We start from the raw sequence: 763 nt of genomic DNA, 5'->3' as shown, positions 1-763 counted from the left end.
GCTTATTCTCCATGTCTGGGATTTGGACAAAAAACATTTATGAGCAAATCACGTGCAAACTAAGTAGTTTTATATTTTTTGATAAATTATAAATCAAATATATCATTTACCCCATAACAAAAAAGAGCCTGCATAATCAAAGGAAGCCACTGAAAAAGTGATTAATTTGAAAAAACAACATGAATTTTATCAATATATAGAAATCGAAAAGAAACGCAGCACCTGTATGCAGTAGGTGTTACGTTTCTTTTTATCATTTATTAGACTTTTTCAGTGGACTCTAATCAAAGCAGGCTCTTTTTTGTCCCCATTAAATACCTCTTCCATGTTCATATTGAACAGAAATTACATAATTTTTTTCTAATGATTTGAACTCTTTTGAAATCATTCCATGTAAGCCAACAGATACAACAGCCACAGTCATTAAAACTAATAAACCTGATTTCATTTTAATGATCCCCTCTTTTTCAATATTTTTTTAGCTTCATAACTCATATGAAAATACCGACTTGCTTTCCCCTCATTGCCTACATCATACCATTTGACTGCTAATTCTTCGGCGTAAGATTGTACATCTTTCCATAATTCTTGACTTTTAAAATATGAAATTGCATCTGATATCATAAGATCTAAACTTTCAACAGGCCATTTTTCGTTTAAAGCTTTTAAAATCGAAAAGTGATAATAATACTCCTTATCACATGATTTTAGTCCTTTTTCAATGTAATCTCTTACTTCTTCATAATGACTTAAGCGGAAATGT

The 763-nt window shown here is 30.3% G+C and carries 1 protein-coding gene and 1 pseudogene; both read right to left on the bottom strand.

Features of this window, described 5'->3' with window-relative positions; all coding sequences use genetic code 11:
• Positions 1-310: 310 nt before the first annotated feature.
• The gene (locus ACODS7_RS32295) at positions 311-448 is read right to left on the bottom strand and encodes a hypothetical protein (RefSeq protein ID WP_186323896.1); all 138 of its coding nucleotides are present in this window, start codon (positions 446-448) and stop codon (positions 311-313) included.
• A pseudogene (locus ACODS7_RS32290) lies at positions 445-763 on the bottom strand (tetratricopeptide repeat protein); the annotation flags it as partial. The gene ACODS7_RS32295 and the pseudogene ACODS7_RS32290, both read right to left, overlap by 4 nt.

The organism is Bacillus sp. FG16, from assembly GCF_057809515.1.
The sequence above is the reverse complement of the archived record's forward strand: the minus strand, read 5'-3'. Positions and strand labels throughout refer to the sequence as shown.